This window comes from Pseudomonas sp. UC 17F4 (assembly GCF_900101695.1).
In the GTDB taxonomy this organism is placed as follows: Bacteria; Pseudomonadota; Gammaproteobacteria; order Pseudomonadales; family Pseudomonadaceae; genus Aquipseudomonas.
Window position 1 is genome coordinate 4588329 of sequence record NZ_FNKV01000001.1, and the last position, 24605, is coordinate 4612933.

The window sequence follows — 24605 nt, forward strand, 5'->3', positions numbered from 1 at the left end:
AAGAGAAATCCTGTCATGCCCGATACCGCCCAGAGCGCCCTCAGCGTCGGCCAACTGTCGGCGCGCAGCGGCGTGGCCGTGACCGCCCTGCATTTCTACGAAAGCAAAGGCCTGATCTACAGCACCCGCAGCGCCGGCAACCAGCGCCGCTACCCGCGCGAAACCCTGCGTCGGGTGGCGGTGATCAAGATGGCGCAACGCCTGGGTATTCCCTTGGCCACCATTCATGCCGCGTTGCAAACGCTGCCGGTGGGCCGTGCACCGAGCGTGAAGGACTGGCAACGGCTATCGGAGCAATGGCGCCAGGACCTGACCCGGCGCATCGACAAGCTGATGGTGCTGCGCGACCAGCTCGACGGCTGCATCGGCTGCGGCTGCATGTCGCTGCAAAGCTGCCCGCTGCGCAACTGTGACGACCAGCTCGGCGAACAGGGCCCCGGGCCGCAACTGCTGGAGCCTGGCGCCGAACACGACGACTAACGGCCCGTGCCGGCCAGAAGCTGCGCCAGCGCCTTGGCCTGCAAGGCCACGTCGGTCACCGATGTGCTCTCCCACCACAACCCGCGCAGCGGCGGGCCCATGGCAAACAGCTGCGAACTGTAGCGGCCCTCGCCATCCTGCACCGCGCCCTGGGCGTTTGCGGCGATGCCCAGGGCCAGCGGCCCCGGCTGGATCAGCCGGCGTTGCAGCAAATTCTGCGGCAAGGGCCGGGCTACCCGGCGCCAGTCGTACTCAATACCGGTGGAATTGATCAGGGCGTCGGCGCTGATCCGCTCGACCTGCGTTTGCCCGCGAAAGCGCAGCTTGACCACCGGCAGGCGGTCGGCGCCGGTTTCGACCCCTTGCAACGACGCCGCATGAATCCGCAATCGCCCTGCTTCGATCAACTGCGCCAGCAATGCCGCTCCCGGCGGTGGCGATCGATGATGATGGCTCTCCCACCAGGGCCGCACATGGCGCACGAACTGGCGCTTGTGACGCTCGCTGGCCTGGCTCCAGAGCCTGCCGATATGCACGCGCACGGTGTCCAGGGGCGCCTGCCAGTCGATGCCCTGCTGCTGGGCCAAGCGGCACTGATTGCGCAAGGCCCGCAGCAGTTGCAATGGACTGCGCAGTGACAGGTCCGCAGCGAGAAAATCTTCCCATGCCGGCGGTTGACGACGTACATGAGGTAGCAGGCCGTGGCGCGAAAACACCTCGATCGGGCCGCGATGGCCGGCTGCCTGCAGCGACACCACGGCGTCGACCATGGTCAACCCGGAACCGATAATGACCACCCGGCCGTCCGGGTTGATCGACCGCATGGCCTGGATATCCCAGGGGTCCACACAGGCGCTGTTGAAAGCATTGTCGCCGCGTTGGGGAGTACGCGCGGCGGCAAACATGCCGGTGGCCAGGACGGCCCGGCTGGCGCGTAAGGTCCGACCGTCGGCCAGGCTTACGCTGAGCCCCAGTTCATCCACCGCCAGGTCCAGCGCCTCGGCCTGAACATGCTCAAGCCACGAGCCCTGCTGCGCACCCACCGCCTGCGCCTCGGCCAGGCGCTGACGGACATACACGCCAAACAGCCCGCGAGGCGCAAACAGCTCTGTCACCGGTACCCCTTGCGCGGCCGACTCTGGCCAGCCTCCGGCAGCAATGTGCTGGCCCAGCCACTGGCTCAGGTCATCGGCGTTGTCCGGGTCGACACTCATGCGCGCGGCATTGCCGTTGAGGGTGTGCCCCAGGTGCGTGGCGCTGTAGGCTTCGCCGCGCCCCAGTTCATCGCGTGGCTCGACGACCAGTACACGGCGCTGGCCGGCTTGGCGCAGCAACTGCGCCGCGAGCAGCGCTGCGCTCAAGCCACCGCCGATGATCAGCACATCAGCCGCAGGGTTGTTGGGGTGTTCAGGGGCGCTCATGGCGTTCTCCGTCTTGTTTGCAACGGATAATAGGCAACAAAACGCCAGGTGCGCAGCCCGGCCTGTACCAAAGTAGGATCAAGCCACCACAGCGGTGAGTCGGCGCCGGTAGTCGCTGGGGGCAAGGCCGGTGACCTTGAAGAACACTTTGCGAAACGCGCCCGGGTCCTGATAGCCGACACCCCAGGCGATCTGGTCGATTGAGCGGTTGGTGAACTCAAGCATGCGGCAAGCCCGCCCGACCCTGACCTGCTGGCAGTACTCGGTGGGTTTAAGGCCCGTGGCGCTGCGAAAGCGGCGCAGGAAAGTGCGCTGCTCAAGGCCGGCACACGCGGCCATGGCCGCCAGCGACACCTCACGCGCGCCACTGCCCTGCAACCAGTGCTGGACCTTGAGCACCGCCTCATCGCCGTGGTCCAGCCGAGGGCTGAAGACGCTGCCGGGGTGCTGCCCGCCGCTGACCCGTTCGACCGCCAGGAACCGCGCAGTCTCCGCCGCCAGGGTTTCGCCCAGGAAACGCTCGACCAGTTTCAGGCCCAGATCGGTCCAGGCCATCAACCCGGCCGAGGTGATGATGTCGCCGTCATCGAGCAGCGGCAGGTTGGCTTCGACCTGCACCTGCGCAAAGCGCTCGGCCAGTGATTGCGCGAAATTCCAGTGGGTGGTCGCCGGGCGCCCGTCAAGCAGGCCGCTGGCGGCGATGAAGAACACCCCGACGCAAACCGACACCAGCAACGCGCCGTCCGCATGCCATTGACGCAGGCTGGCACAGTAGCGATCGAGCAGTTCGGGCGAGGGCGCCTGGGTCAGGCTCGGCGGGATGATCATGGCCCGCAGCGGGTGCAGGCTGCCTGGGTGCGTGTCGAAGGTTACCTGCAGTTGCTGATCAGGCCCCTCGCTCCAATGGCTGACGCGCAGTGCAGGCCGCTCCAGCGCCCCCAACTCCAGGCGCAGGCGGTTGGCCACGGCAAACAGATCGGTCAGGCCATGCACGGCGGCCAGTTGCGCGCCGGGATAAACCAGCACGCCAATTTCCAGAGTGTCCTGCGCCGCTGCCATTGTCAGTTTTTCCCGCCAATTTGTCGTTCGCGCCAATCCGCAAGCGCATCGTCCAAGCCTATAACTATCACCACGCCACAACCACTCCCCAACACGAGGCTTTTGACATGAGCAAGCAGGCACTGATCGTCATCGATATCCAGAACGATTACTTCCCCGGCGGCAAATGGACCCTGGATGGTGCCGATGCGGCAGCCGACAACGCCGCCAGCATCCTTGAGGCCGCCCGCGCCCGCGGCGACCTGGTGGTGCATGTACGCCACGAGTTCGAGTCCGAAGACGCGCCGTTCTTCACCCCGGGCTCGCAAGGTGCGCAGATTCACCCCAAGGCCGCCAGCCGCGCAGGCGAGCCGGTGCTGCTCAAGCACAAGGTCAATTCGTTCCTGGGTACCGGGCTCAAGCAGTTGCTGGACGAGCAGAACGTCAGCGAACTCACGGTGATCGGCAGCATGAGCCACATGTGCATCGATGCCGTCTGCCGCGCGGCGGCCGATTACGGCTATGGCGTCACCGTGGTTCACGATGCCTGCGCGACCCGCGCCCTGGAGTTCAACGGTATCACCGTGCCGGCGGCGCAGGTGCATGCAGCCTTTATGGCATCGCTGGCCTTCGCCTACGCCCAGGTGATTTCCACCGAGCACTACCTGACCGACACCAAGCGCTGAGTGCCGTGACCCGCCGCGGGCTCAGATCACCACATTGCGCACGAAGCGGGTCGCCACCTCGCCGTCATTGCGATAGGCATAGCGGCGATTGCTGGCAAAGGTGAAGAACTCGCCAGCATTGAGCCGCTGTTGCTGCCCTTCGACCTCCAGGGTCAGGCATCCTTCGAACACAAACAACTGCTCGCTCCAGCCATCGGCATCGGGCTCGCAGGGGTAGACCTCACCGGGTTCCAGGCGCCACTCCCAGAGTTCGACCTCCCGGGTGGCGGCGGAGCTTGCCAGCAGCACGGCCTTGCTGCCGGGATGCACACCGGCCCAGGCCAGTTCGTTGATGCGGCTCGGGTCGCGGTTATCCGGCGCCTTGATCAAGTCACTGAAGGCAACTTGCAGGGCTTCGGCGATCAGATCCAGAGTAGTCAGACTGACATTCTTTTCGCCGGCCTCTATGGCCACCAGCATGCGCCGGCTGACCCCGGACTTTTGCGCCAGGGCACTCTGGCTCAACTGGGCAGCATGGCGCAGGCGACGAATGTTCTGGCTGACATGCTGAAGCACCGAGGCGCGTTGGGGGGAATCTTTGTGCACTATATTGCTCATCAATAGGGGTTGCGCAGTATACTGCCCACTTTCGCCGCAATTGTGCGTCGACCCTCTTCCGTGTGCAAGGCCATGACCCCAACGAACTCCGCTGAACGCCCTTCCGTTTCCTTCCGGCTGAGCAAGGCCGAACTGGTGCTGGTGTTTATCACTATGCTCTGGGGCGGCACCTTTTTGCTGGTGCATAACGTGATGACGGTCAGCGGGCCGATGTTCTTCGTCGGTTTGCGCTTTGCCGCCGCGGCCTTGTTCGTCGGTCTGGTGACGGCCCGCTCGCTGCCGGGCCTGACCGCTACCGAACTCAAAGCCGGGGTGTTGATCGGTGTATCGATCATGCTTGGCTACGGCCTGCAGACCGTTGGCCTGCAAACCATCAGCAGCAGCCAGTCGGCATTCATCACCGCCCTGTACGTACCCTTCGTGCCCTTGCTGCAATGGCTGGTGCTGGGCCGCCGCCCGGGTCTGATGCCAAGCCTGGGTATCTGCCTGGCGTTTGCCGGCCTGATGCTGCTGGCAGGCCCCGGTGGTGGTTCGCTGCAGTTCAGTCCGGGGGAAATCGCCACCCTGGTCAGCGCCGTAGCCATTGCCGCAGAAATCATCCTGATCAGCCGCTACGCCGGCCAGGTGGATGTTCGCCGGGTAACCGTCGTGCAACTGGCCACCGCCTCGGCGCTGTCGTTCATGATGGTGGTACCGACCCAGGAGCGCCTGCCGGACTTCTCCTGGCTGTTGCTGCTCAGCGCCGTGGGCCTGGGGGCGATGAGCGCGGTGATCCAGGTGGCGATGAACTGGGCACAAAAATCGGTCTCGCCAACCCGTGCCACGCTGATTTATGCCGGTGAACCGGTGTGGGCCGGCATCGTCGGGCGCATTGCCGGCGAGCGCCTGCCAGGCGTGGCCCTGCTTGGGGGTTTGCTGATCGTCGTCGCCGTGGTGGTCAGCGAGCTGAAGTTTCGCCGCCGTAACCAAGAGCAGACGAGTCTCGAGGCCCACGCCGAAGAACGCGAACCGGGTCTGTGATCGACAAATGCAGGCTATCCTTTGAAAAAAACTGTTATAAAAAAAAGGATTGATACAGCGCTCTTGTAGGATTCTGCGACAGCTTGCGGGTTGGTGATCGACCAGTCGCCACGTATGATCCCTTACAAACTCCTGCAGATTAGAAATCTATGTCCTTGATAGTGCTACTGCTTCTGCCGTTCGTCGGCAGCTGCCTGGCGGCTGTCTTGCCGCACAACGCACGCAACAGCGAATCGCTGCTGGCCGGACTGGTCGCCCTGGTGGGCACTGTCCAGGTCGCTTTGATGTACCCGCAGATCGCCCATGGCGGCGTGATCCGTGAAGAATTCCTGTGGCTGCCGAGCCTGGGCCTGAACCTGGTCCTGCGCATGGACGGCTTCGCCTGGCTGTTCTCCTTGCTGGTGCTGGGCATCGGTACCCTGGTGTCGCTGTACGCGCGCTACTACATGTCGCCGCAAGACCCGGTACCGCGCTTCTTTGCCTTTTTCCTGGCGTTCATGGGTGCCATGCTCGGCCTGGTGATTTCCGGCAACCTGATCCAGATTGTATTCTTCTGGGAACTGACCAGCCTGTTCTCGTTCCTGTTGATCGGCTACTGGCACCATCGCGCCGACGCCCGCCGCGGTGCCTACATGGCCCTGATGGTCACCGGCGCGGGTGGCCTATGCCTGCTGGCGGGGGTACTGCTGCTCGGCCATGTGGTCGGCAGCTACGACCTGGACAAGGTCCTCGCTGCCGGTGAGCAGATTCGCAACCATGCCCTGTATCCCGTCCTGTTACCCCTGATCCTGCTCGGCGCGTTGAGCAAAAGCGCGCAATTCCCCTTCCACTTCTGGCTGCCCCATGCCATGGCGGCGCCCACCCCGGTCTCGGCCTACCTGCACTCGGCGACCATGGTCAAGGCCGGGGTATTCCTGCTGGCGCGGCTGTGGCCGGCGCTCTCCGGCACCGAGGAATGGTTCTGGATCGTCAGCGGCGCCGGCGCCGCCACCCTGGTGCTCGGCGCCTTTGCGGCGATGTTCCAGAACGACCTCAAGGGCCTGCTGGCCTATTCGACCATCAGCCACCTGGGCCTGATCACCCTGCTGCTGGGCCTGAACAGCCCGCTGGCAGCGGTCGCCGCGGTGTTTCACATCCTCAACCATGCCACCTTCAAGGCCTTGCTGTTCATGGCCGCAGGGATCATCGACCACGAAAGCGGCACCCGCGACATCCGCCGCCTCAGCGGTCTGTTCCGGCTCATTCCGTTCACCGCGACCCTGGCCATGGTCGCCAGCGCCGCGATGGCCGGGGTGCCATTGATGAACGGCTTCCTGTCCAAAGAGATGTTCTTCGCCGAAACCGTATTCATCAGCTCCACCGCCTGGGTCGAAGCGGCCTTGCCGGTCATCGCCACCCTCGCCGGTACCTTCAGCGTTGCCTATGCCTTGCGCTTTACCGTCGACGTGTTCTTCGGCCCGCCGGCCACCGACCTGCCGCACACGCCCCACGAGCCGCCGCGCTGGATGCGCGCGCCGGTCGAATTGCTGGTGATGACCTGCCTGGTGGTCGGTATCTTCCCGGCGCAATCGGTCGGCCCGCTGCTGGCCGCTGCCGCTTTGCCGGTGGTGGGCGGCACCCTGCCCGAGTACAGCCTGGCGATCTGGCACGGCTGGAACGCGCCGCTGATCATGAGCCTGATCGCCATGAGCGGCGGCATCATCCTTTACCTGCTGCTGCGCAACCAGCTCAAGCTCGGGCGTTTCCCGTCGCCGCCGCTGATCGAGCGCTTCAACGGCAAGCGCCTGTTCGAACACGGCCAGGTGCTGATCATGCGCACCGCCCGGCGTTTCGAACGGGTGTTCACCACCCGGCGCCTGCAAAAGCAGCTGTTCATGCTGGTGCTGATCGCCCTGCTGGCCGGCCTGCTGCCGATGCTGCACAGCGGCCTGAGCTGGGGTGACCGGCCGAAGATCCCGGGCTCGGGTGTGTTCGTCATGCTCTGGCTGATCGCCATTGCCTGCGCCCTGGGCGCTGCCTGGCAGGCCAAGTACCACCGGCTGGCGGCGCTGACCATGGTCAGTGTCTGCGGCCTGATGACCTGCATTACCTTCGTCTGGTTCTCGGCCCCGGACCTGGCCCTGACCCAACTGGTGGTCGAGGTGGTCACCACGGTGCTGATCCTGCTCGGCCTGCGCTGGCTGCCACGGCGGATAGAAGGCGTCTCGCCGCTGCCGGGCACCCAGGAGCGCGCACGCCTGCGCCGCCTGCGCGACCTGCTGCTGGCGGTCGGCGTCGGTGGCGGCATGGCGCTGCTGTCCTATGCCATGCTGACCCGCCCGACCCCCAACGACATCTCCTCGTTCTACCTGAGCCGGGCCTTGCCCGAAGGTGGCGGCAGCAACGTGGTCAACGTCATGCTGGTGGACTTCCGCGGCTTCGATACCCTCGGCGAGATCACCGTGCTGGTGGCCGTGGCCCTGGCGGTGTTCGCCCTGCTGCGACGCTTCCGCCCGCCCAAGGAGAGCATGCAGTTGCCGGCGCAGCAGCGCCTGCTGGCCCCGGACGTGGTCACCGACCTGGTCAACCCGCGCCACGCGGCCGACACCGCGCTGGGTTTCATGATGGTGCCGGCGGCGCTGGTGCGCCTGCTGCTGCCGATCGCCCTGGTGGTGTCGATGTACCTGTTCATGCGCGGCCACAACCAGCCAGGCGGCGGTTTCGTCGCCGGCCTGGTAATGTCGGTGGCGTTCATCCTCCAGTACATGGTGGCCGGCACCCAGTGGGTCGAGGCGCAGATGAGCCTGCGACCGCTGCGCTGGATGGGCACCGGGCTGCTCTGCGCGACCCTCACCGGGGTTGGCGCGATGCTGCTCGGCTACCCGTTCCTGACCACCCACACCGCGCACCTGCATTTGCCATTGCTGGGTGACACCCACCTGGCCAGTGCGCTGTTCTTCGATATCGGCGTGTTCACCGTGGTGGTCGGTTCGACCCTGCTGATCCTCACCGCGCTGGCTCACCAGTCGGTGCGTGGTCATCGCCCGGGCAGCCAACAGAAACCCACTCAAGCAGGAGCCGCCTGATGGAAGAAGTCATTGCAATCGCCATTGGCGTGCTCGCCGCCTCCGGGGTCTGGCTGATCCTGCGGCCACGGACCTTCCAGGTGGTCATGGGCCTGTGCCTGCTGTCGTACGGGGTCAACCTGTTCATCTTCAGCATGGGCAGCCTGTTCATCGGCAAGGAGCCGATCATCAAGGACGGCGTGCCCCAGGATCTGCTCAACTACACCGACCCGCTGCCCCAGGCCCTGGTGCTCACCGCGATCGTCATCAGCTTCGCCATGACCGCACTGTTCCTGGTGGTGCTGCTGGCATCGCGCGGTCTGACCGGGACCGACCATGTCGATGGCCGGGAGCCTAACGAATGAGTGCGATGAACCAACTGATCGCCGCACCCATCCTGCTGCCGTTGCTGACCGCAGCGCTGATGCTGCTGCTCGGGGAAAAACGCCGACCGCTCAAGGCGCGCATCAACCTGATCTCCAGCCTGCTCGGCCTGGGTATCGCCATTACCCTGTTGCTATGGGTGCAAGGTCAGGGCCAGGCCAGCTCGATTGGCGTCTACTTGCCCGGTAACTGGCCGGCGCCGTTCGGCATCGTGCTGGTGGTCGACCGTCTATCGGCCCTGATGCTGGTACTCACCGGCATCGTCGGGGTCAGCGCCCTGGTGTTCGCCATGGCCCGCTGGGACCGCGCCGGCGCCAGCTTCCACGCGCTGTTCCAGATCCAGCTGATGGGCCTGTATGGCGCCTTCCTGACCGCCGACCTGTTCAACCTGTTCGTGTTCTTTGAAGTGTTGCTGGCAGCCTCCTACGGCCTGATGCTGCATGGTTCGGGGCGCGCGCGGGTCAAGGCCGGCCTACACTACATCGCCATCAACCTGCTGGCCTCGTCACTGTTTTTGATTGGTGCGGCGATGCTCTACGGCGTCACCGGCACCCTGAACATGGCCGACCTGGCCCTGAAAATCCCGCTGGTACCAGAGGCCGATCGCGGCCTGCTACACGCCGGCGCGGCGATTCTGGCCACGGCGTTCCTGGCCAAGGCCGGGATCTGGCCACTGAACTTCTGGCTGGTGCCGGCATATTCGTCGGCCAGCGCACCGGTGGCCGCGCTGTTCGCGATCATGACCAAGGTCGGCTTCTATACCGTACTGCGCCTGTGGACCTTGCTGTTTTCCGGACAGGCCGGTGCTTCGGCGTTCTTTGGTGGCGACTGGCTGATCTACGGCGGCCTCGCCACCCTGGGCTGCGCGGCGGTGTCGATACTGGCCGCGCAGCGCCTGGAGCGCATGGCCAGCCTGAGCATCCTGGTCTCGGCCGGCACCTTGCTGGCGGCCATCGGCTTCGGCCAGGCAACCCTGACCGCCGCCGCGCTGTTCTACCTGGTCAGCTCGACCCTGGCGCTGTGCGCGCTGTTTTTGCTGGCTGAGCTGATCGAGCGCTCGCGCTCGGCCAACGAGATTCCCCTGGATGATGAAGGCGACGGCCTGCCCTCGCCCGTCGAGTCGCTGCACCCACCCAAAGGCATCAACCTCGATGACGAACAGAAAGCGGTGATCGGCCAGGTGATCCCCTGGACCATGGCCTTCCTCGGCTTGAGCTTTATCGCCTGCGCCCTGCTGATCATCGGCATGCCGCCGCTGTCGGGCTTTATCGGCAAGCTCAGCCTGATCAGCGCACTGTTCAACCCGCAAGGGCTGGGTGTGGCGCCGGAGCAGCCGTTGAGTGTCGCCGGCTGGATGTTGGTGGCGTTGCTGGTACTGTCCGGCATGGCTTCGCTGATCGCTATGACCCGCGTTGGCATCCAGCGTTTCTGGACCCCGCAGGAGCGCCCTTCGCCGCTGCTGCGCCGCTTTGAGTGCATCCCCATCGTGGTGCTGCTGGGCTTGTGCGTGCTGCTCAGCCTGCGCGCCGAGCCGCTGCTGCGCTACACCCAGGACACCGCCGCCAGCCTGCAGGACCCCGAGCAATACGTCAGCGCCGTGCTCGGCACCCGACCGATTCCGGGGCCGACCAGCCTGGCCGCCAGCACCGAGGTGCAGCCATGAAGCGCCTGTTCCCTGCCCCGCTGCTGTCGCTGTCGCTGTGCCTGCTGTGGCTGCTGCTGAACCTCTCGGTAAGCCCGGGCAACCTGCTGCTGGGCGCCCTGCTCGGCGTTGTTGCGCCGCTACTGATGGCGCCGCTGCGCCCGCTGCAGGTACGCATTCGCCGCCCGGGCACCATCGTGCGCCTGATCCTGCGGGTCGGCGTCGATGTGCTGGTGTCCAACCTGCAGGTCGCCCGCGGCGTGTGGTCGGCCAAGCGCCGTCCGCCGCGCTCGCGCTTCGTGCACATTCCCCTGGAACTGCGTGACGCCCACGGCCTGGCCGCTTTGTCGATGATCACCACGGTGGTCCCAGGGACCATCTGGTCGGAGCTGGCACTGGATCGCAGCGTGCTTTTGCTGCATGTGTTCGATCTGGATGACGAGGCGCAGTTCATCGAGCACTTCAAGCACACCTATGAACGCCCGCTGATGGAGATCTTCGAATGACTGGCCTGCTTGCCAATGCCATTCTCGCCAGCCTGTTCATCTTCGCCCTGGCCATGGCCCTGACCCTGTGGCGGCTGTTTCGCGGCCCTTCGGCGCAGGACCGGGTCCTGGCACTGGACTACCTGTATATCCTGGCCATGCTGATGATGCTGGTGCTGGGTATCCGCTACGCCAGCGACACCTATTTCGAAGGGGCACTGCTGATCGCGCTGTTCGGCTTTGTCGGCTCCTTCGCCCTGGCCAAATTCCTTCTGCGTGGCGAGGTGATCGAATGATCAATGCCAATGAACTGCCGTTGTGGGTCGAGGTGCTGGTGGCCGTGTTACTGCTACTCAGCAGCCTGTTCGCCCTGAGCGGTGCGGTCGGCCTGATTCGCCTGAAGGACTTCTTCCAGCGCATGCACCCACCAGCACTGGCCTCGACCCTGGGCGCCTGGTGCGTGGCCCTGGCCTCGATCCTGTACTTCTCGATGCTCAAGGAGTCACCGGTGCTGCATGCCTGGCTGATTCCGGTCCTGCTGTCGATCACCGTGCCGGTCACCACCCTGCTGCTGGCGCGCGCTGCATTGTTTCGCAAGCGCATGGCCGGGCATGATGTACCTGAAGAAGTCAGCAGTGGCCGCGACCGCGGCAACTGAACTCAGCCGCTGAGCTGCTGCAGCTCGCGGCGGACCATGGCGGCGTACTCGGGCGGGCTCAACTGGTAGAGCTGAGTGGCGACCCAGGCAAACCAGGCGCCTTGCAACTGCGGGCGCTGCGACAGCCACTGTTCGGCCAGGGCACGGGCCTGGGCCTGGTGCCGGGCATGAAAGTCGGCGCGGCTGGTGCGCTCGGCGGATGCGCTCACTCGCTGGCCTTGAAAGTGGTCAGCTCACCCTTCTGCCATTTGGCAACCTTGCGGGTCACGGCCTTGAGGGTCTTGCTCAAGCCTTCCTGCAACTGCTCGTGGGCGGCGAATACCAACACCACGCCCTGGCCTTCCTTGAAGACAATACCTTCGCCTTCAGGCACCGAGACAAAGGCATAGTCACCCAGGCCATACACCGTCAGTTTGATTTCGCGAAAACGGATTTCCAGCTTGCCACCTTCGCGGCTGGGCAACACTGCGGCGCGAAAATGATCGCCAACCTTGAGCTCCAGACGCTGCTTGTCATCCACCACCAATGCGGTTTCAGTATCGATCTCGGCCATGTACAGACCTTCCGCGTTTTGTTCGGTGACGTAAACAAAACGCGATTGAAACTGTTTGACCAGTTTCGCCCTGAGGTCGCCCAAAACGAACAGGGCATGTGTATCAAGATTGCTGACTGCCAAAGAAGAATTCCTCAAAAACCGATTACACGCCGCTCCCCCCGCAGGCTGTGAGGCAGCCGCAAGGCAACGGTACTTCAATTCGAAGTCTGAAAGACTAGTGGATTTGTGCATGAAAAGTCTGTGCAGACTGGCAAAGCAACCCGCAGGAATGTTTACCCATTACTGCAAGCTTTAGTCAGTTTGCAGATTTTCAGCAGATTTCCTTAAACGGAGACGCTTTTTCTGACAGCACTACCGCAACAAAAGTGCGATAGATGAGAGCAAGCCCTTTAGCAGGACGGGCTCCTGGAAATCATCCACAGAACACAGGGAAGCGAATATGCACGAAAACACCGAATTCCGTCGAGAGCCTAAAGGCGTTTCCTACAGAGAATATGCTGTTCACTCACACAACAGCACCCCGCGCTTCGTGGTAGTACCGGCCGGCATCGGCTTCTTTCACATCACCGAACAGGCCACCGGACGCGTCAGGGGCTTTCGCCGCGAGCATACCGAAGCCTGTGCCCTGGCCCGTCACCTGGAAAACTGACCGGCGCCTGGCTCAACCGGCCTGACGCGCAACGGCGGGCCGGTCATCCCCGTGCAACTGCTGCAGCCAGGCCGCCTGGCATTCCTGGGCTTCATTGCGGCTGGCGAAAGCCGTGCCTCGTCGTTCACCGTTGACCAGCACCACCCAGCACGCCCGCTTGCCCAGCGCCTGTAGCGACGCAGGTACGCCGCTGCCAATCATCACTGCAACATCGACTTGGCTATTCATCATTCCCTCCGGAATTTATTAGCAACCTAACGATATGCGTATGATAAGACCTGGGCGCTCAGGGAAAAAGCTATCCCCGGCATAGCTGTTTTACATTGCAGGTAACAAAACCGCTCAACCCTGCTGCGGCCGGTAGCCCAGACGCAAGCCTCCCCAATGCCTGCCCTGCACCAGGATCGGTACCGACAGGTCGTGCATCAGTTCACCGGTATCGCGGGTATAGGTTTGCAACAACACCGGCTGTTGATGGCTGCCGCAGCGAATGCCGGTACGGTCGTCGAACTTGCGCTTGCTGCGATTGTGCGCGGTATCCAGGGCCGGGTCGCCGGTCAACGGCTGATTGAAGGCAGTGTTGTGGGTGGGCACATAGCCCTGCTGGGTACAGGCGATAGCAAACACCAGGCCCTCATGCAGCTTGAGCAACGGCTCCTGGATTGCCGGCAGGACCTGGTCGGTATAGTGATCAAAGCGGGTGCGAAAACGGGCCGGCGACGTGCCGGGGATTTGCTGGTAGTGGCGGTCGAACAAGTCCTCGATACTGATGCGCCCTTGGGCAATATCGTTCTCGAACTGTTCGCCAATTCGCTGCGCGCCTTGACGGGCGAGGTCGTAAACACGCTGGTGATAGTCATCCAGGCCCACTTCGGCAAGACGCTCGCTGATGCTTTCAGCCTGCCCTTCCAGTTGCACTGCAGCCTGGGCCAGGCGCTGAGTCTGCTGGTCGCTGACCTGCAGGTCGCTGCGCATGCGCTCCACGGCCTCGAACAGGCTGTCCAGTTGCAGGCGGTTGGTCTCGGTGCCCTCGGCGATCTCGCCGATCTGCTGCTCGACCCCGGCAGCCAGCCCGGCAATGCTGTCCAGTTGCTCGCCGGTGTGTTCGACCTGGTCGACCCCGCTGTGCAGGTCATCGGACAGTTCGCGAATCTGCTCGACCACCTGCGCCGTACGCTGCTGGATATCGGCGACCATCTGCCCGACCTCTTCGGTAGCGCTGGCGGTGCGCCCGGCCAGGCCGCGGACCTCGTCGGCGACCACGGCAAAGCCACGCCCATGGTCACCCGCCCGGGCGGCTTCGATGGCAGCGTTGAGGGCCAGCAGATTGGTCTGGCTGGCGATGGTCTGGATGAACAGGGTAACCCGGGCAATGTCCTCGCTGCGCTGGTGCAGCGCCTCGATCAGTTCACGGCTGGCGGTAGCCCGCTCGCTCAGGTGATGCATGCGCTGGATCGACTCGGCCAGCACCGTGCGCCCGGCGGCGCTGCTTTCGTGAGCACTGCGGGCAGCGACCAGGGCCTGTTGGCTCAACTGCGAGGTGGCCTTCTCGGTGCCGATCATCACTTCGGCGCTGCTGACAATCTGCGCAGCGGCATCCAGTTGCGATTGCAGCTTGCCGGCCAACTGTTGCACCGAGAACGCCACTCCGGCCGCCGACAGTGCATTGTCGCTGGTGGTTCGGGCCAGGTCGCGGGTCAGCTCGGCCAGCGGCTCGCGGGTTTGCTGCACGACAATCGTCGCCTTGCGCAAGCGCGGTAGCCACAGCGCCAGCAAGGCCAGCGGCAGGCCGATATAGAACGAAAGCCCGGCAAACGCCATAGCTGCCAGCAACCCTGCCAGCACCAGGCTTTGCAAAACCGTATCTGACCACGGCGCAACGGCGAACGGCGCAGCTTGCCCTTCAACCACGGCGCCAGGCAGAGATCCTTCTCGCATCATGTTTTGGCTCCATCGCAGCACGTCTTGTTGTGCGGCCATTAAACGCCACTATTAGGCCATTAGCCATGCTTCCTTGGGTGTAAGACCGGTGCCCTTGATACAGGGCAAGAAAAGCAAAACCCCCGAAGATCGCTCTGCGGGGGTTTGCGGTGACACCTGCGCGGGTCAGGCCTGGCGCTGGTGCTTGTCGATCTGCTCGTGACGCTCTTGAGCTTCGATGCAGTACTTGGTGGTCGGGCTGATCAGCAGGCGCTTGAGGCCGATCGGCTCACCGCTGTCGTCGCACCAGCCGAAGCTCTCGTCAGCAATGCGGCCCAGGGCCATTTCCAGCTGCGGCAGCAGGCGCTGGTCACGGTCGATGGTATTGACCAACCAATGGCGCTCTTCTTCGACCGAGGCGGCATCGGCAGGATCGGCAGGCGTGTCCAGGCTTTCGATGGTTACACGGCTTTGCTCGATGCGCTCATGGATTTCGACCTTCATCTGCTGCAGCAGCGAGGTGAAGAAAGCCAGTTGCTCAGCGTTCATGTAGTCATCGGCCGGCATGGCCAGCAACTTTTCCTTTGTCATTGATTTCTCTATAAAAAATACGTGCATTAAGGCGAATCGGGTGCTCCTGGCGAACAGCTCGCCAGCAGCGGAATTCTTCAAGCACCATCCGGCACTCAATTTACAGGGGGCGGCAGTCTAAGGCCGAGATCCACACTGGGCAACAGAAATGACGGTGCAAATGACCGAAAAGGCCCTGCAGGCCCTCCCCCGGCGCTGGTTTATAACAAAAAAACCGCGGCGCAGGCGCTTTCCCGGGGACAAACGGTCATTCTCCGACAAAAACCTTGTAACAAAGATCCCCTCAACCGAGCAACTGGCTCAACACCGCGCGCAACTTGCCAGGCTTCACCGGCTTGTTCAGCAAGGGTGCGCCCAGGCGCTGCATGGCCCGGCGGCTCTGGTCGCTGCGGTCAGCGGTGATCATCACGGCAAAGATGCTGCAGGCGAAATGGCGACGCAAATCGCGCACCACCTCGCAACCGGTTACGCCGTGGTCCAGATGGAAATCTGCCAGGATCAGCTCCGGCGCCCGGCCGTCGAGCACCACCAGGGCGCTGGCATAGTCGCTGGCGGTAAGCACCTCGCAGCCCCATTGCTGCAGCAGCGCGGCCATGCTTTGCTGGATGCTCAGTTCATTGTCCAGAACCAAAAGCCGGCGCCCTGGCAATGGGTCGCCAACACTGGGCAGCACCAGCGTCGATGGCGGCAACTCACTGGGCTGCTCACTCGACAATGGCACATCGATGCTGAACACCGAGCCGCGTCCCGGCCATGAGCGGACCTGCACCGGGTAATCAAGAATGCGCGCGATCCGCTCGACAATCGCCAGCCCCAGCCCGACGCCTTTGCGATCAGCGGCGCGGCCAACATCCAGCTGGTTGAATTCAAGAAAGATCGACTGCAATCGATCGGCGGCAATGCCACGGCCGCTGTCCCAGACTTCCAGACGCAGGTACTCGCCCCGGCGCCGCGCGCCGAGCAGAATGCTTCCGTGCTCGGTGTAGCGGCAGGCATTGCTGAGGAAGTTGCGCAGGATCCGTGTGAGCAGGCGCAGGTCGGTGCGTACCGCCAGGCGCGCGCTGCGCAGGCGCAGGCTGAGCCCGGCGGCTTCGGCCACGGGCTGGAACTCCGAGGCCAGCGGCGCCAGCACTTCATCCAGGCGGTACAGCTCGAGGTCGGGCTTGATCGCCGCCTGGTCCAGCCGCGAGATATCCAGCAGGTCGGTGAGCAGGTCCTCCGCGCCTTCAAGGGCCTGGTGGGCACGCTCGACCAGTTGCTGTTCACTCTTCGCTAGCGATCGCTCGCGCAAGGTCGAGATCAGCAGCCGGGCGGCATTGAGCGGTTGCAGCAGGTCGTGGCTGGCCGCCGCCAGGTACTTGTCCTTGCTGCGATTGGCCGCCTGCGCGGCGTCGCGCGCCTCGATCAGCTCATTGGTGCGCTCGGCGACCCGCTGCTCGAGCTGGTCGTTAAGTTGCTGCAGGCGCGCCTGGGCCTGCTTGCGTTCGGTGATGTCGGCGACAAAGCCTTCGACCACGCCCTCTTCGTCGGGCCGCAGCAGCAGGTTCATCAGCACGTCGATATGGCTGCCATCTCGCCGGCGTAGCTGGGTCTCATAGCCGATCAGCGCCTGCTCGCGCTGCAGTACCTGGGCGATGGCCAGCAGTTCATCCTGGCCGCCGGCGAACAGATGGCTGGCCAGGTCGTTGCGCGACAGCACCAGGGCCTGGGCGTCGACATACCCGAGCATGCGCGCCAGCGCCGGGTTGGCGGCGCGCATGCCATCTTCGAGGCTGGCCTGGAAGATACCGTGCACGGCGTGCTCGAACAGCCACTTGTAGCGATTGCGCTCGGCTTCCAGCTCTTCCAGGCGCACCGCCAGTTCCGGGTAATGACTTTTGCGTACGGTGTGGTTGCTCAGCCCCAGCAGCCCGGCCAGGGCATCGCCCGCCGGTTCAGAGGGCCTCGCCATACACCACCTCGACGTCGCGCTGGCTGGAGCTGCGCGGGTTGGTGAGGATGCACGGGTCATCCATGGCGTGCTGGGACAGGAATGGAATATCACTGAGGCCAACGCCATGCAGGCCGAGGGTTTCATGAAAGCCCACGGCGCGCTTGAGGGCGATCAGGTGCTCGACCAGACGCTGGCTGATCTGCTTGTGGCTCAGGCCCCGGCAATCGATGCCCAGAGTTTGCGCAATCACCTTGAACCGCTCTGGCGCGGCGCTGTAGTTGAACGCCACCACATGCTCGACCAGCACCGCATTGCACAGCCCATGGGGCAAGTCGAGAAAGCCACCCAGGCTGTGGGACATGGCATGCACGGCACCGAGAATCGCGTTAGAGAACGCCAGCCCCGCCTGCATGCTGCCGAGCATGATCTTCTCGCGCAGGGCGATGTCGTCGGGGTTGGCGATCATCTGTACCAGGTTGCCGTCGATCAGGCGCATGGCCTCCAGCGCATGGGGGTCGGTCAGCGGCCCGTGGCCGGTCGAGACGAACGCCTCGATGGCATGCACCAGGGCATCGATGCCGGTACAGGCGGAGAGGAACGGGTCCATGCTCAGGGTGGTCTCAGGATCGATCAACGACACATCCGGCACCACCGCTTTGCTGACGATGGAAAACTTCATGCGTTCCTGCTGGTTGGAGATGATCACGAACTGGGAAACGTCGGCGGAGGTACCGGCGGTGGTCGGGATCAGGATCAGCGGCGGGCTTGGCACACGAATGGTGTCGACCCCTTCGAACTCGAGAATGTGCCGGCCATGGGCAACCACGATGCCGATGCCCTTGGCGCAATCCATCGGGCTGCCGCCACCGACGGCGACGATCACGTCGCACTGTTCGCTGCGGTAGCGCTCGGCGCCGGCCATTACCTCTTCAACCCGCGGGTTGGGGGATACCTCGGTGTACAGGCAGTAATCGATGCCCAGGCCCTGCAGGCTGGCTTCGATATCGCCGACCCAGCCGGCGGCGATCACGCCGGGGTCACTGACCAGCAGAACCTTGCGCGCGCCGAAGGTCTTGGCGTAGTTGGCGACATGATGCCGGCAACCGGCGCCGAAGATGATTTCCGGGGAGACGAACTTGCGCAACTGGCTCAGCTTCGGGCTCATGGGACGCCTCTGTTCTTGTTGTAATAGCGCCAGCCTAAAGCATCCCGCATCGATTGCAATCAGACCATCGGCGGGCAGAAACAGGAGCGCCGACCGCTGCAAGCAGCGACCGGCGCAAGAGGGATCAGCGATTGGCGAAGTACATGGTCACTTCAAAACCGATACGCAGATCAGTGAACGCAGGCTTTTTCCACATAGGTCCATCCTCTTCTGGCACCACAGGATTGCGGTGCACCTATTAATACACCGTTGCCGGTGCGGGTCGAATGCTACTTTGGAAGCGTTTCTTTCAGCCTATCCGGGCCCTCAGAAGAACCCCAGCGGGTTGACGTCGTAACTGACCAGCAGGTTTTTGGTCTGCTGGTAGTGATCGAGCATCATCTTGTGGGTCTCGCGGCCGACCCCGGATTTCTTGTAGCCACCGAACGCGGCGTGGGCCGGGTACAGGTGGTAGCAGTTGGTCCACACACGCCCGGCCTTGATGCCCCGGCCCATGCGGTAGGCGCGGTTGATGTCGCGGGTCCAGACCCCGGCGCCCAGGCCGAACTCGGTGTCGTTGGCAATTGCCAATGCCTCGGCTTCGTCCTTGAAGGTGGTCACGCCGACCACCGGGCCGAAGATTTCTTCCTGGAATACACGCATCTGGTTGTGGCCCTTGAGCAGGGTCGGCTGGATGTAATAGCCGCTGGCAAGGTCGCCACCCAGGCGCTCACAGTCACCGCCGGTCAGCACCTGGGCGCCCTCTTCGCGGGCGATCTGCAGGTAGGAGAGAATCTTGTCGTATTGCTGCTCGGATGCCTGGGCGCCGACCATGGTCTCGGTGTCCAGCGGGTTGCCGCGCTTGATCTGGCTGATCTTTTTCAGGACCTGGGCCATGAACGGCTCGTAGATCGACTCCTGGATCAACGCCCGCGATGGGCAGGTGCACACTTCGCCCTGGTTGAAAAACGCCAGCACCAGGCCTTCGGCGGCTTTCTCGATGAAGGCCGGCTCGGCCTGCATGATGTCTTCGAAGAAGATGTTCGGCGACTTGCCGCCCAGCTCGACGGTCGACGGAATGATGTTCTCGGCGGCGCATTTCATGATGTGCGAACCGACCGGGGTGGAGCCGGTGAAAGCAATCTTGGCGATACGCTTGCTGGTGGCCAGGGCTTCACCGGCTTCGCGGCCCAAGCCATGAACGATGTTGAGCACGCCTGCCGGCAGCAGGTCACCGACCAGTTCGGCGAACACGGTAATCGACAGCGGCGTCTGCTCGGCCGGCTTGAGCACCACGCAGTTGCCGGCGGCCAGGGCCGGGGCGAGTTTCCAGGCGGCCATCAGCAGCGGGAAGTTCCATGGAATGATCTGCCCGACGACCCCGAGCGGCTCATGAAAATGGTAGGCCGCGGTGTGCTCGTTGATCTCGGCGGCACTGCCTTCCTGGGCGCGGATGCAGCCGGCGAAGTAACGGAAGTGGTCGGCGGCCAGTGGCACGTCGGCATTCAGGGTTTCGCGGATGGCCTTGCCGTTGTCCCAGGTTTCACTCAGGGCCAGCACTTCGAGGTGCTGCTCGATGCGATCGGCGATTTTCAACAGGATGCGCGAACGTTCCTGCACCGAGGTGCGGCCCCAGGCAGCGGCGGCGCCATGGGCGGCGTCCAGCGCCAGGTCGATGTCGGCCGCGCCCGAGCGCGGGAACTCTGCAATCGTCTGGCCATTGACCGGCGAACCGTTGCTGAAGTACTGGCCGGTCAGCGGCGCGACGAATTCGCCGCCGATGTAGTTACCGTAAACGGCCTTGAAGCTGATCAGGGCATCAGCGGTGCCAGGGGCTGCGTAGATCATCGGGACCTCATGTGCGGTGCGGGCCTGTCGGCATGACAGGCAGCTGGCTCGATGGTAAGCAGGCGCACGGCAGGCGCGAATCGGCCCTTGGCAGGTACCGTCTCGTCAATTGGTAGTAACGCCTGGGTGCTACCCGAATACCGCCTGCTCATGCGTGTGCGCAGGTCATATGGAGCCTCCCTTTTTTGGAAGCCTCGCCAGATGACCGCCTCGTCCCCCCATCAGTCCATCGCCGAACAGGCCACCTTGAGCTGCGCGGTAGCCAAGCGTTTCGTCAAGCGCCCCGCCCTGCTCGAAGTCGCCGGGCAGCTTCTGCTTGAGCATTGGGACCAGCGGGGGCTGTCACTGCAGCACAACCCGCTGACGCTTTATCTGATCAGCCAGCACGGCGCGCAGGTGCATATCCGCCAGTTGCCGCAAGTGCTGATCGAGCGCTATTGCCTGGGCAGTACCTTGAACCTGGACAGCAACGAAGATTGTCTGAGCCGGTATCCTCAACAAGGCCACGACGCACTGCTCGATGTCGACCTGCACGCCCTAGAGCTGCTGATCAACGAGTGTGGCCCGTTGATCCTTGAAGCCTTCCTGCAGGCGCTGGTCGAGTTCTGGAGCCAGAGTGACGAGCGCGGTGAAACACCCTGGGGCTGGTATGCCGGCTACCTGCAAAGGCTGATGAAAGACGCTATCGAGATAGCCCTGAGCGCCGGCACGCTGAGCGCCGACCAAGCGGCGAGCGCCGGGGTCGTTACCGCGTTTCCAACTGCGCAACAACGCAGCAGCTACGCCAACCTGCAGGGCTACAGCGTCCAGCAACTGACAGTCGACCTGACCTCGGCCCAGGTCATTGATGCCGACCTGTCCAGCGCTTTACTGATCGAGGATTTCCCCGACCCACCAAAGCCTCAAGTGACGGTCCTGTTTACCCTGGTAGGTGCGCTGGCGCCCTTCGAGTCCCCCCAGGGCTTGCTCGACATGCTCGCCAGAAGCTGGCCACGATCGTTGCTTAGCGCAGCGCCACCCACGCAATTCACCCCGACAAGCACCTCGGCGTTCGAAGTTCAGGCAGGCGGATTTCTCAAGCAACAATTGCGCTTGATCGAAATCATCGCCCTGGCTTCAAGAACCCATGAGCAAGCGCAAGCACTCAATGCCACCCTTGATCGCTCCACCTCGATGCTGGACCTGTGTACGGCCGAGGAACTGGAACGCCAGAACAAGATCGCGCTCCTGTTGCCGACCTGGCTGCTCGACAGTGAACTGGCCATTCGCTACAGCACCTTGTTGATCGATCAGGCCCAATCACACAAAACTGCTGGCGGCAAAACCTGGCGCGATGATATCGATACCGCCGAAGCATTCGCCTGCAAGGTCCTGGACGCGAGGATCGCGCAGGATCACCCCGGCGCAGGCTTTAACGCCGAGGACGTGTTGATCAGCAATCGCCAGGTCATCGCCAGCGCCATCCCCGGGCAGGGCAGCCTGATCACCGATGGCGCCATCAAGGTCGTCAGCTTTTCCCTTGCACAGCTGGCCATCGACAACCTCGGCGTGCTGGCAGCAGGCACCGTGCGCGTGCACCTGGTCAACGGTGCCCGACTGCCGGAGTGGATGAACGAGCACTATGTTCGATCCCTGGTACGTGAACTGGATATGGGTGCGATGTATCCGCAGACCTTGCAACAGCAGCTTCTGGATGAACCTGCGCAGTTTCAAACCAGGCAAACGCTGTTCTGCACACAGCTAAAAACCCAGCTTCCGCTGCTGGCGCTGGAGCTGCATCTGCGTGACAAGCGTCTGAGCCTGGCCGCGTGCCAGGCGGTGGATGCGCTGTTTGGCCTGGCAGAGCCGGGCATTTGGGTGCTGCGCCCCATGGCCCTGTTGCGCTCAACCGGTGCTACGGGCGATACATTGCTCAATGCCTGGCTGATCGAAACGAGTGACGTCAGGCAGGGCCCCTGCGTGCTCTATCGGCCATTGCATAGCGAACCGTTGCTGGAGTTTCACGACCGGATTGCTCTGTTCGATGCCTTCGCCAGCAGCGGCCCATTGCAGGATGACCTGCTCGAGCGCCTGCCCGAACATACGCGCCCGATCTATGCCAATGGCGGCCTGCGCGAACCGCATATCCACCGCTTTGTTCCCGGCGCCGAGTTCGAACGGCTGCAGACACCGGCACCTGCCCGTCTGGATATGGCCCTGGCCAAAGGCGCAGTACACCAGCTGATCTACCAGGCCAGCGCCCGGGAGCTGGTCGAACGGGCCAGGCGCCACTCGACCAGCAGCGCACAGTCGCGCTGGGACGCCTGGAAGCAACTGGGATGGTTGATGTTCAACACCTTACTGCCCTTGTTCGAGGGTGGCGTCGCCAAGGTTGCCTGGATGATCCAGGTCATCGACAGTGCCAAGCGCCTGCTCGAGAGCGATGAAAAGGCCAGCCCCGGCAAGCATCGCCAAGCGTTCGCCGACTTGCTGGTCAACATCGCCATGGTCCTTTTCGTGCACGCCACCCGCCGCCTGGGCATCAAACCCGAGACGCCGGCGCACCCTGGCGATGGGCCAAAGCCGGTCAGAGTTCCCAGCACCCAGGTACTGCCGGCGCCACAGGCCGAACTGAACTTCAGTTGGGCACGTCCCGACCACCAGCTGACGACGCAACAAAAACTCCAGCTTGAGCGCCTGGCCAGCCCGCTGGCACCCTCCATGCTCGGTAGCCCCATTGCCAACGGCGCACTGCAGGGCCTTTACCTGCACAACGAGCAACTGTACTTCGCCCAGGGTACTCACGCCTACCCCGTGCAATACGATGCCGGCGTCAAGCAGCCTCGCATCGTTAGCGGACCATGGCTGAGAAGAGACGAAGCCCGGCGCTGGACGCTCGATCTGCGTTTGCGCCTGCGCGGTGGCCAGCCGCTGCGCAATCGCCTCACGTCTGCCGACCTGCAGCAGTCGATCGACAACCTGGATGAGACATTACGCACCCAGCAAAGCGCCGCCCTGGCCAGCCAACAGCGGCTGCACAATTTTGCCCGGCAGATCAGCGACGACACTGACCCGCGCATCCTGCAAGGCTACCTGGACAAGATGGAAGCGCTGTCACAGGACTTTGAACAACACCTGCGGACACTGCACGAGCGCAATGAAAAGCGCCCGCTCAATCAATACAAAACCCTGCGGGCAAAAGCCCTGTTTGAACGGGCGCGTTGCGAACTGTCCGTGATTGCGACCCTGGGCAAACTGTACAAACCGTTGCGCCAGCGCTTTGTCCAGACGGTGAAAGACGCCGAAGGCGCCTTGCCTGATGCAGGTACGCACGAACATTCATTGCAAACCAGCCTGCTCGACCAGGTTGATCCCTTGATCGGCAAGTTGATCGACCATCACCAAACCCTTACCGCCACCCGCGAGCATCTGCACAAGCTGTCCAGCATTCGCCAACCCACAATCCAGGTGATGGAACTGAGCCTCGACGAACCAGCCATCCGCCCCGCATCGCGGCTGTATTGGTACACCCTGCGCAGCGAAGTGCTGAGTAATCGCTTGCGGCTGGTGGAGACAGACGAAGACTCCAGCGAAAGCGATTACTGGCTCGAGCACAGTTGGCGCAATATCGAGCAGGGCATGCTGCAACGCATGAACTTGCTGGCACTGAGCCGCGAGGAGATAGAAGTTCATGCCCGGGTGCTGGACAACATCCAGCGCCACTTCGATACCGCGCTGCGCCAGCTGGGTAACCTGAAGAGTTTGCTGCCCGGGCAGCAAGCCGCCAATAGCCTGGTGTCCAGGCTCGAAACCGACATGGCACTGATGCTCAAGGAAACCCGCGCCGACCTTGCCGAATACCCGCAGCCACTGCTTGAGCGCAGCAGCCTGCGTCAATTGCACCGGCAAGTGCCGGGGCTGATCGAAACCCGCGATGAAGGCGTGCTGCTGGGGCAACAGCGGCGCAACAGTGAAGGTATCGTCGACATTCACAACCCGCAGGATGACAGCGTCCGCGCGTCCTACCGAGAAGACCCGCAGACAGGTAGCTGGGAGCCCTTGGCTGTCGAACAAGCGCTACTGCCACAGGTCGCAGACGCCGAGCTGAGCGCTTTGCTGAGGGAAGGCATGCGCCTTGCGGCACTCGCCAGGCAAGACATCCAGCGCCTCAAGCGCCAGGGTAAAAGCACCTACCTGCCGGTCGAGATTGAGGAGATCGCCGAACGCCGACAACGGTCACTGCTCGCTCAGCGTCAAGCCATCGAACGCGCCCTGACCCAAAGCAACCAGACCGATCAGGCCGCCGACAACACCGATGCTGCCTTGCAGATCAAGTTGCTGGATGACGTCGCCAATGAACTGTTGCAGACCGGCGCGCAACTGAGGACAGAGGCGGCCCTGGCGCAAGCGCCGAGCATGCGCGAACTGGAGTACCTGCTGGGCAAGGGCCAGGTGAAACTCAAGCGCCTGGTCAGGCGCAAGCCGCTGGCCAGCACCCGGGACTGGGCTCAGGATTACCTGGATTAATAC

Annotated in this window: 23 protein-coding genes; 11 read left to right on the plus strand and 12 right to left on the minus strand. The window is 63.4% G+C overall.

Features of this window, described 5'->3' with window-relative positions:
- Positions 1-15 precede the first annotated feature (15 nt).
- On the plus strand, positions 16-480 hold the full coding sequence (gene soxR, locus BLR26_RS20880; protein ID WP_093385099.1) for a redox-sensitive transcriptional activator SoxR: 465 nt from the start codon (positions 16-18) through the stop codon (positions 478-480).
- Here the strand turns inward: soxR and BLR26_RS20885 are convergent.
- Complete coding sequence (locus BLR26_RS20885; protein WP_093385103.1) at positions 477-1901, minus strand: FAD/NAD(P)-binding protein; 1425 nt, start codon at positions 1899-1901, stop codon at positions 477-479. The two genes, soxR and BLR26_RS20885, sit on opposite strands and share 4 nt — an antisense overlap.
- Before the next feature lie 78 nt (positions 1902-1979).
- Entirely contained in the window at positions 1980-2960 is a 981-nt protein-coding gene (locus BLR26_RS20890; protein WP_093385108.1) for a GlxA family transcriptional regulator, read from the minus strand.
- A gap of 107 nt (positions 2961-3067) precedes the next feature.
- Here BLR26_RS20890 and BLR26_RS20895 point away from each other — a divergent pair, with 107 nt between their 5' ends.
- The gene (locus BLR26_RS20895) at positions 3068-3625 is read left to right on the plus strand and encodes a cysteine hydrolase family protein (RefSeq protein ID WP_093385113.1); all 558 of its coding nucleotides are present in this window, start codon (positions 3068-3070) and stop codon (positions 3623-3625) included.
- 21 nt (positions 3626-3646) lie between these two features.
- On the opposite strand, the gene BLR26_RS20900 is transcribed toward BLR26_RS20895, so the two are convergent.
- Positions 3647-4210 (minus strand): helix-turn-helix domain-containing protein, encoded by a 564-nt coding sequence (locus BLR26_RS20900; protein ID WP_093385117.1) that lies wholly within the window; start codon positions 4208-4210, stop codon positions 3647-3649.
- An 84-nt stretch (positions 4211-4294) separates the two neighbouring features.
- On the opposite strand from BLR26_RS20900, the gene BLR26_RS20905 reads away from it, so the two are divergent.
- The 7 genes from BLR26_RS20905 to BLR26_RS20935 all read left to right on the plus strand — a co-directional run bounded on the left by BLR26_RS20905 (position 4295) and on the right by BLR26_RS20935 (position 11455).
- Positions 4295-5242, plus strand: a complete 948-nt coding sequence (locus BLR26_RS20905; RefSeq protein WP_093385122.1) for a DMT family transporter — start codon at positions 4295-4297, stop codon at positions 5240-5242.
- A gap of 149 nt (positions 5243-5391) precedes the next feature.
- Positions 5392-8307 (plus strand): monovalent cation/H+ antiporter subunit A, encoded by a 2916-nt coding sequence (locus BLR26_RS20910; protein WP_093385126.1) that lies wholly within the window; start codon positions 5392-5394, stop codon positions 8305-8307.
- Positions 8307-8651: a Na+/H+ antiporter subunit C gene (locus tag BLR26_RS20915; RefSeq protein ID WP_010224297.1), complete on the plus strand. Its 345-nt coding sequence runs from the start codon at positions 8307-8309 to the stop codon at positions 8649-8651. The genes BLR26_RS20910 and BLR26_RS20915 overlap by 1 nt, the downstream gene beginning before the upstream one ends.
- The gene (locus tag BLR26_RS20920; protein WP_045202061.1) at positions 8648-10333 is read left to right on the plus strand and encodes a monovalent cation/H+ antiporter subunit D; all 1686 of its coding nucleotides are present in this window, start codon (positions 8648-8650) and stop codon (positions 10331-10333) included. The genes BLR26_RS20915 and BLR26_RS20920 overlap by 4 nt, the downstream gene beginning before the upstream one ends.
- Complete coding sequence (locus BLR26_RS20925) at positions 10330-10818, plus strand: Na+/H+ antiporter subunit E (RefSeq protein WP_045202063.1); 489 nt, start codon at positions 10330-10332, stop codon at positions 10816-10818. Before BLR26_RS20920 ends, BLR26_RS20925 begins: the two co-directional genes overlap by 4 nt.
- Positions 10815-11093: a K+/H+ antiporter subunit F gene (locus BLR26_RS20930; protein WP_038996132.1), complete on the plus strand. Its 279-nt coding sequence runs from the start codon at positions 10815-10817 to the stop codon at positions 11091-11093. The genes BLR26_RS20925 and BLR26_RS20930 overlap by 4 nt, the downstream gene beginning before the upstream one ends.
- Complete coding sequence (locus tag BLR26_RS20935) at positions 11090-11455, plus strand: Na+/H+ antiporter subunit G (RefSeq protein ID WP_045202065.1); 366 nt, start codon at positions 11090-11092, stop codon at positions 11453-11455. Before BLR26_RS20930 ends, BLR26_RS20935 begins: the two co-directional genes overlap by 4 nt.
- 2 nt (positions 11456-11457) lie before the next feature.
- On the opposite strand, the gene BLR26_RS20940 is transcribed toward BLR26_RS20935, so the two are convergent.
- Both BLR26_RS20940 and BLR26_RS20945 read right to left on the minus strand, forming a co-directional pair.
- Complete coding sequence (locus BLR26_RS20940) at positions 11458-11664, minus strand: hypothetical protein (RefSeq protein WP_045202068.1); 207 nt, start codon at positions 11662-11664, stop codon at positions 11458-11460.
- Positions 11661-12131, minus strand: coding sequence for a hypothetical protein (locus tag BLR26_RS20945; protein WP_045202070.1), 471 nt, complete (start codon positions 12129-12131; stop codon positions 11661-11663). The genes BLR26_RS20940 and BLR26_RS20945 overlap by 4 nt, the downstream gene beginning before the upstream one ends.
- A 319-nt stretch (positions 12132-12450) precedes the next feature.
- On the opposite strand from BLR26_RS20945, the gene BLR26_RS20950 reads away from it, so the two are divergent.
- Positions 12451-12660, plus strand: coding sequence for a hypothetical protein (locus BLR26_RS20950; RefSeq protein ID WP_045202071.1), 210 nt, complete (start codon positions 12451-12453; stop codon positions 12658-12660).
- Positions 12661-12672: 12 nt separating this feature from the next.
- Here BLR26_RS20950 and BLR26_RS20955 read toward each other — a convergent pair whose 3' ends face one another.
- The 7 genes from BLR26_RS20955 to BLR26_RS20985 form a co-directional block, all read right to left on the minus strand.
- Positions 12673-12888 (minus strand): hypothetical protein, encoded by a 216-nt coding sequence (locus BLR26_RS20955; RefSeq protein WP_093385131.1) that lies wholly within the window; start codon positions 12886-12888, stop codon positions 12673-12675.
- Positions 12889-13002: 114 nt separating this feature from the next.
- Positions 13003-14640: a methyl-accepting chemotaxis protein gene (locus tag BLR26_RS20960; protein WP_371128654.1), complete on the minus strand. Its 1638-nt coding sequence runs from the start codon at positions 14638-14640 to the stop codon at positions 13003-13005.
- A 126-nt stretch (positions 14641-14766) separates the two neighbouring features.
- Positions 14767-15171: a TraR/DksA family transcriptional regulator gene (locus BLR26_RS20965; protein ID WP_045202077.1), complete on the minus strand. Its 405-nt coding sequence runs from the start codon at positions 15169-15171 to the stop codon at positions 14767-14769.
- 283 nt (positions 15172-15454) lie between these two features.
- Positions 15455-17122, minus strand: a complete 1668-nt coding sequence (locus BLR26_RS20970; protein WP_093385140.1) for a PAS domain-containing hybrid sensor histidine kinase/response regulator — start codon at positions 17120-17122, stop codon at positions 15455-15457.
- On the minus strand, positions 17106-18269 hold the full coding sequence (ercA, locus tag BLR26_RS20975) for an alcohol dehydrogenase-like regulatory protein ErcA (RefSeq protein WP_045202081.1): 1164 nt from the start codon (positions 18267-18269) through the stop codon (positions 17106-17108). Before ercA ends, BLR26_RS20970 begins: the two co-directional genes overlap by 17 nt.
- A gap of 124 nt (positions 18270-18393) precedes the next feature.
- A complete protein-coding gene (gene pqqA / locus BLR26_RS20980; protein ID WP_009394664.1) occupies positions 18394-18465 on the minus strand; it encodes a pyrroloquinoline quinone precursor peptide PqqA in 72 nt (23 codons plus the stop codon).
- A gap of 110 nt (positions 18466-18575) precedes the next feature.
- Complete coding sequence (locus BLR26_RS20985) at positions 18576-20096, minus strand: acetaldehyde dehydrogenase ExaC (RefSeq protein ID WP_093385145.1); 1521 nt, start codon at positions 20094-20096, stop codon at positions 18576-18578.
- A 201-nt stretch (positions 20097-20297) separates the two neighbouring features.
- On the opposite strand from BLR26_RS20985, the gene BLR26_RS20990 reads away from it, so the two are divergent.
- The gene (locus tag BLR26_RS20990; RefSeq protein ID WP_093385150.1) at positions 20298-24602 is read left to right on the plus strand and encodes a hypothetical protein; all 4305 of its coding nucleotides are present in this window, start codon (positions 20298-20300) and stop codon (positions 24600-24602) included.
- Positions 24603-24605: the final 3 nt, after the last annotated feature.

Bases quoted from the DNA above. Each gene is read 5' to 3' on its own strand.
- soxR (WP_093385099.1), top strand. From the start codon at position 16: ATGCCCGATACCGCCCAGAGCGCCCTCAGCGTCGGCCAACTGTCGGCG.
- BLR26_RS20885 (WP_093385103.1), bottom strand. From the start codon at position 1,901: ATGAGCGCCCCTGAACACCCCAACAACCCTGCGGCTGATGTGCTGATC.
- BLR26_RS20890 (WP_093385108.1), bottom strand. From the start codon at position 2,960: ATGGCAGCGGCGCAGGACACTCTGGAAATTGGCGTGCTGGTTTATCCC.
- BLR26_RS20895 (WP_093385113.1), top strand. From the start codon at position 3,068: ATGAGCAAGCAGGCACTGATCGTCATCGATATCCAGAACGATTACTTC.
- BLR26_RS20905 (WP_093385122.1), top strand. From the start codon at position 4,295: ATGACCCCAACGAACTCCGCTGAACGCCCTTCCGTTTCCTTCCGGCTG.
- BLR26_RS20910 (WP_093385126.1), top strand. From the start codon at position 5,392: ATGTCCTTGATAGTGCTACTGCTTCTGCCGTTCGTCGGCAGCTGCCTG.
- BLR26_RS20915 (WP_010224297.1), top strand. From the start codon at position 8,307: ATGGAAGAAGTCATTGCAATCGCCATTGGCGTGCTCGCCGCCTCCGGG.
- BLR26_RS20920 (WP_045202061.1), top strand. From the start codon at position 8,648: ATGAGTGCGATGAACCAACTGATCGCCGCACCCATCCTGCTGCCGTTG.
- BLR26_RS20925 (WP_045202063.1), top strand. From the start codon at position 10,330: ATGAAGCGCCTGTTCCCTGCCCCGCTGCTGTCGCTGTCGCTGTGCCTG.
- BLR26_RS20930 (WP_038996132.1), top strand. From the start codon at position 10,815: ATGACTGGCCTGCTTGCCAATGCCATTCTCGCCAGCCTGTTCATCTTC.
- BLR26_RS20935 (WP_045202065.1), top strand. From the start codon at position 11,090: ATGATCAATGCCAATGAACTGCCGTTGTGGGTCGAGGTGCTGGTGGCC.
- BLR26_RS20950 (WP_045202071.1), top strand. From the start codon at position 12,451: ATGCACGAAAACACCGAATTCCGTCGAGAGCCTAAAGGCGTTTCCTAC.
- BLR26_RS20955 (WP_093385131.1), bottom strand. From the start codon at position 12,888: ATGAATAGCCAAGTCGATGTTGCAGTGATGATTGGCAGCGGCGTACCT.
- BLR26_RS20960 (WP_371128654.1), bottom strand. From the start codon at position 14,640: ATGGCCGCACAACAAGACGTGCTGCGATGGAGCCAAAACATGATGCGA.
- BLR26_RS20965 (WP_045202077.1), bottom strand. From the start codon at position 15,171: ATGACAAAGGAAAAGTTGCTGGCCATGCCGGCCGATGACTACATGAAC.
- BLR26_RS20970 (WP_093385140.1), bottom strand. From the start codon at position 17,122: ATGGCGAGGCCCTCTGAACCGGCGGGCGATGCCCTGGCCGGGCTGCTG.
- ercA (WP_045202081.1), bottom strand. From the start codon at position 18,269: ATGAGCCCGAAGCTGAGCCAGTTGCGCAAGTTCGTCTCCCCGGAAATC.
- BLR26_RS20985 (WP_093385145.1), bottom strand. From the start codon at position 20,096: ATGATCTACGCAGCCCCTGGCACCGCTGATGCCCTGATCAGCTTCAAG.
- BLR26_RS20990 (WP_093385150.1), top strand. From the start codon at position 20,298: ATGACCGCCTCGTCCCCCCATCAGTCCATCGCCGAACAGGCCACCTTG.